This window comes from Burkholderia sp. Ac-20392 (assembly GCF_017104585.1).
Taxonomy (GTDB): domain Bacteria; phylum Pseudomonadota; class Gammaproteobacteria; order Burkholderiales; family Burkholderiaceae; genus Burkholderia; species Burkholderia lata.
Genome location: NZ_JAAGPB010001021.1, coordinates 1 through 893, shown reverse-complemented (window position 1 = coordinate 893; position 893 = coordinate 1). Strand labels below are relative to the sequence as shown.

Genomic DNA, 893 nt, shown 5'->3' with positions numbered 1-893 from the left:
CCAGCACGATCCGGCCCCGCGCCGCGAAGTTGCCGACGTCCGCGACTGGATGCTCGCCGAAGCGGCCGATTGCGATACCGCGATGCGTGCGCACGACCCGACTTCGGCGTAAGCCGGCGCAACGTCGACGAACGAAGCGGCCCGCCGCCGGACGCTCCCGCCCCACTCCCCGCACCCCGCGTCGCATTCCCTGCACGCATGCCAACCTGACCGAATGATCGCTTGAGCGACGGCGGGCCCGATCGTCTAATCGGATCGAGCGCGGCCGTCTTGCCGCGCGCCTTCATCCGGAGACACGCATGACCCCGATCGAGCAGGAAGTCCGCCGCCGCTGGCTGCCCGTACTGGCCGGCGGCCTGATCATGGGCGCCGCGCTCGGCATCCGCCACGTGCAGGGCCTGTTCCTCGCGCCGGTGTCGCTCGACCACGGCTGGTCGCGCGAGGCGTTCGGCCTCGCGCTGGCGCTGCAGAACCTGATCTGGGGCGTCGCGCAGCCGTTCACGGGGATGGTCGCCGATCGCTTCGGCTCGCTGCGCGTGATCGTCGCCGGGATGCTGCTTTACGCGGCCGGGCTCGTCACGATGGCGCACGCGGCGACCACCGGCATGTTCACGGTCGGCGCGGGGCTCGTGATCGGCATCGCGCTGTCGGGCTCGGCGTTCGCATCGATCTATGGCGCGCTGAGCCGCCTGTTTCCGCCCGACCGGCGCGGCTGGGCGCTCGGCGTCGCAGGCGCGATCGGCGGGCTCGGCCAGTTCTGCATGGTGCCCGTCGCGCAGGAACTGATCGGCGGCATCGGCTGGCGGCATGCGTTCATCGCACTGGCGCTCGTCGCGGCGCTGCTCGCGCCGTTCGCCGTGCTGCTGCGCGACCGGCCCGCGCAGGCGGCCGGG

General features: G+C 72.6%; 1 protein-coding gene and 1 pseudogene. Both read left to right on the top strand.

What is annotated here, in order from left to right; translation table 11 throughout:
* Positions 1 to 112 (top strand): annotated as a pseudogene (locus G3N99_RS40550) (LysR family transcriptional regulator); the annotation flags it as partial.
* Positions 113 to 299: 187 nt separating this feature from the next.
* A partial coding sequence (locus G3N99_RS40545) for an MFS transporter (protein WP_206125236.1) occupies positions 300 to 893 on the top strand: 594 nt, incomplete at its 3' end.